7 protein-coding genes are annotated in these 3,724 nt (G+C 58.2%); 6 read left to right on the top strand and 1 reads right to left on the bottom strand.

Annotated elements, in window-relative coordinates:
* On the bottom strand, positions 1-1,224 hold a 1,224-nt coding region (gene pyk / locus WBM93_RS03625; RefSeq protein ID WP_424428263.1), incomplete at its 3' end, for a pyruvate kinase.
* Between the two features lie 86 nt (positions 1,225-1,310).
* Here pyk and WBM93_RS03620 point away from each other — a divergent pair.
* The 6 genes from WBM93_RS03620 to WBM93_RS03595 all read left to right on the top strand — a co-directional run.
* Entirely contained in the window at positions 1,311-1,619 is a 309-nt protein-coding gene (locus WBM93_RS03620; protein ID WP_424428260.1) for a DUF1244 domain-containing protein, read from the top strand.
* 45 nt (positions 1,620-1,664) lie between these two features.
* Positions 1,665-1,907, top strand: coding sequence for a DUF2312 domain-containing protein (locus WBM93_RS03615; RefSeq protein WP_100093000.1), 243 nt, complete (start codon positions 1,665-1,667; stop codon positions 1,905-1,907).
* Between the two features lie 42 nt (positions 1,908-1,949).
* Positions 1,950-2,270 carry a heavy metal-binding domain-containing protein gene (locus tag WBM93_RS03610; protein WP_339821688.1) on the top strand — a complete coding sequence of 107 codons (321 nt, stop codon included), beginning with the start codon at positions 1,950-1,952 and terminating at the stop codon, positions 2,268-2,270.
* Between the two features lie 23 nt (positions 2,271-2,293).
* Complete coding sequence (locus tag WBM93_RS03605; RefSeq protein WP_424428257.1) at positions 2,294-3,043, top strand: YebC/PmpR family DNA-binding transcriptional regulator; 750 nt, start codon at positions 2,294-2,296, stop codon at positions 3,041-3,043.
* Positions 3,043-3,393, top strand: a complete 351-nt coding sequence (locus tag WBM93_RS03600; RefSeq protein WP_424428266.1) for a DUF3147 family protein — start codon at positions 3,043-3,045, stop codon at positions 3,391-3,393. The genes WBM93_RS03605 and WBM93_RS03600 overlap by 1 nt, the downstream gene beginning before the upstream one ends.
* A 15-nt stretch (positions 3,394-3,408) precedes the next feature.
* Positions 3,409-3,724, top strand: a 316-nt coding sequence (locus WBM93_RS03595) for a crossover junction endodeoxyribonuclease RuvC (protein WP_424428254.1), incomplete at its 3' end; no start/stop codon positions are given.

Here is a 3,724-nt window from a genome sequence, read left to right as displayed (position 1 = left end):
GTGGCGGTTTGGGGTGAGGACCAGCAGCGGCACCGAGGGACGTTCGCGCGCCATACGGCGGGCGGTCGAGCCGGAAGCCGTATAGCAGACGATCGCCGATGTCTCGACAGTCCGGGCGATATTATAGCTTGCGGCGGCCAGAGCATCGGCGGTCGTCTCGTCGGGAACGGTTTCGGTGAAATGGACCCGGTCGACATAAGACGGATCATTTTCCACCTGCGCGGCGATCCGGTCCATCATGGTTGCTGCTTCAATCGGCCAGTCACCAACGGCCGATTCCGCCGACAGCATGATGGCATCAGCACCGTCATAAATCGCGGTGGCGACGTCGGACACTTCGGCGCGGGTCGGGGTTGGCGATTTGATCATCGATTCGAGCATCTGGGTGGCGACGACGACCGGCCGCCCGAGCTTGCGGGCCGCGGCGACGATCTTTTTCTGCAGCGGCGGTACCTGTTCCGGTAACAGCTCCACGCCGAGATCCCCGCGCGCCACCATCACGGCGTCGGACAGTTCCAGTATTTCGTCGAGCCGGTCGATTGCAGCAGGCTTCTCGATCTTGGCCAGCAACGCTGCCTTGCCGCCTATCAGCCGCCGGGCCTCGGCGACATCCTCGGGGCGCTGGACGAAGCTGAGCGCGATCCAGTCGACATCCTGTTCCAGCGCGAAAGCCAGATCCTTGCGATCCTTGTCGGTGAGTGAACTGACCGGCAGCACGACTTCGGGAACATTGACTCCCTTGCGGTCAGAAATTTCGCCGCCGACGATCACTTTGGTCTCGACGCTCTTGCCGTCCGCCTTGGTCACTTCCAGCCGGATTTTGCCATCATCGAGCAGCAAGGTGTGCCCCGGCTGCAACGTGCCCAATATCTCCTTGTGGGGCAAGGTAACGCGCGTTGCGTCGCCCTTTTGCCTGATCATGTCGAGCGTGAACTTCGCACCGTCTTTCAGTATCACCGGCGGCTTGGCAAAGGTCCCTATCCGCAACTTCGGACCCTGCAGATCGGCGAGGATGGCAATCGGCCTGCCGACTTTCTTTTCCAGCGCCCGGATCGATTTCACATTGGCGGCATGCGCCTTGTGCTCGCCGTGGCTCATGTTCATGCGGAAGGCGTCGACACCGGCGCGGTACATTTTCTCGATCATCGCCGGGCTGCCGCTGGACGGACCAAGCGTCGCCAGCACTTTGACTTTGCGATTACGGGAAAAAATTGGCGATGCCATTTGCGAATTCCTCGGTGGCGCTTTACCTGCGCGTTGCCTATTCCTATTTCATGACAGGTTCATCACAAAAAACAACGGAAACGAACATGACCGACAAAATATCCGATGCCGCCGCCGCCGCTGCCTTTCGCCGTCTGGTCACACATCTCCAGCACCGGCACGATGCAGAAAATATAGATTTGATGGGGCTGGCCGGCTTTTGTCGCAACTGTCTTGCCGACTGGGTGATGGAGGCGACTCAGGAAACGGGCGGTTCAATGACCAAGGACGAGGCCCGCGCAGCAATTCACGGCATGCCGGCGAGCGAATGGAAGCAAAAATACCAGACCGAGGCGACTCCGGAGCGGCTCAAAAAGATGAAGGAAAGCGTGGCCAAAAACGCCGCCGCATCTTAAAGACACGCTTCGAATCCGAACAAAATTTTTCAAAGGAATGAAAGAATGAGCGAAGGCAATGTTGCCGCAGACCAGCTGCGTCTGTTTATCGAGCGTATCGAGCGGCTGGAAGAAGAGAAAAAGGGCATGGCGGACGATATCCGCGACGTCTATTCCGAGGCGAAATCGCAAGGCTATGACGCCAAGATCATGCGCCAGATTGTCCGTTTGCGGAAAATGGAAACCCATGACCGCCAGGAAATGGAAGCGATACTCGACACCTATAAGTCGGCGCTTGGTTTGGCCTGATCAATCGGCTAATAGCCAGTCTTTAGCGGCGGGAGAACAATGATGATTGTTACCACGACACCCAGTATCGAAGGCCGCGCGATCCGCGACTATCGCGGGATCGTGATTGGCGAAGTCATCGTCGGCGCGAATCTGTTCCGCGATCTGTTCGCCAGCATCACGGATATCGTCGGCGGGCGCTCGGGCAAATATGAAAATGTCCTGAAACGTGCGCGCGATGAAGCCCTGGCAGAGATGGAGGCAGAGGCGGTGAAGGCCGGTGCCAATGCCGTGGTCGGCGTCGATCTTGACTATGAGGTCGTCGGCGACAAGGGTTCGATGTTGATGGTATCGGCATCGGGAACCGCGGTAATCGTGGAATAAGCAATTCGGGAATTTGAGGTAAAATGGCAGGCCATAGTAAATTTAACAATATCAAGCATCGCAAGGGCGCTCAGGACAAGAAGCGTGCGGCGCAATTTTCGAAACTGTCGCGCGAGATAACCGTGGCGGCCAAGTCCGGCATGCCCGACCCGGATTTTAATCCGCGGCTGCGGCTCGCGGTCAACAGCGCCAAAGCGGTGTCGATGCCGAAGGACAATATCCAGCGCGCGATCGACAAAGCGACTGCCAGCGAAGGCGAGGACTATAGCGAGATCCGCTATGAAGGCTTTGGCCCTGGCGGTGTATCGCTGATCATCGAGACGCTGACCGACAATAATAACCGAACTTTTACCAATGTTCGGACGATCATGTCTCGCAACGGCGGCAATCTGGGCGAAAGCGGTTCGGTTTCGCACGGTTTTGACCGGGTCGGCTATATTCAATATCCGGCCAGTGTCGGGGACGAGGAAAAGGTCCTGGAAGCCGCCATGGAAGCGGGCGCGGAAGATATTTCTTCCGATGATGATGGCCATGAAATCTGGACCGCGATGGAAGATCTGCACGAAGTCTCCACTGCCTTGGAAAAGGCGCTGGGCGAAGCAGCAAGCGTGAAACTCGCCTGGCGGCCTTCGGTTCAGGTCGGGGTCGATCAGGAGCAGGCCGAGACCTTGCTCAACCTGATCGACATGCTCGACGATGACGACGACGTCCAGACCGTCTGGGGCAATTATGACGTGTCCGACGAGATCATGGAAAAACTGAACGCCGAGTGATGTGGGAATTTGCCGCCAAAGCCGCGCTTGCAGGAGTGATCGTGGCAATGGTTGCGACAGTCGCCCAGCGCCAGCCGAGTTTCGGGGCGCTGATCGCCTCGCTGCCGCTGATTTCGATATTGGGCATGATCTTCCTCTGGTATGCCCGCCCTGACACGGAAAATATGGCGCTCCATGCCGAAGCCACCTTCTGGTATGTCCTTCCATCTCTTCCAATGTTTCTCCTGATTCCGTTGCTTCTCCGCAATGGCGCCAGTTTCTTTCTGTCGCTGGCGGCCGGGTGCGTGCTGACGATCAGCCTCTATCTGATCATGGCCTTTGTCGGTCGCCGGATGGGGCTGCCGATCTGATGCGGTCGATCTGAGATGATCATTCTCGGCCTCGATCCCGGCCTTGGCATCACCGGCTGGGGCGTGATCATCGCCGACGGCAACCGCCTGTCCCATGTCGCCAATGGCCAGATCAAGACCGATCCGAAAATGGCTCTGGCCAGCCGCTTGCTGAAACTCGACCTCGAACTCACCGACTTGTTGCTCGAATATAAGCCGGATGGTGCGGCGGTTGAGGAAGTGTTCGTCAACAGCAATCCGCAAAGCACGTTGAAGCTCGGGCAGGCGCGCGGCGTGGTGTTGCTCGGCGCGTCGCGGACCGGGATCGAAGTCGGCGAATATTCGGCGCGGA

This window comes from Parasphingorhabdus sp. (assembly GCF_049667325.1).
Lineage (GTDB): Bacteria > Pseudomonadota > Alphaproteobacteria > Sphingomonadales > Sphingomonadaceae > Parasphingorhabdus.
Note: the sequence above shows the minus strand (reverse complement) of the source record. Positions and strands in the feature narration are given on the sequence as shown.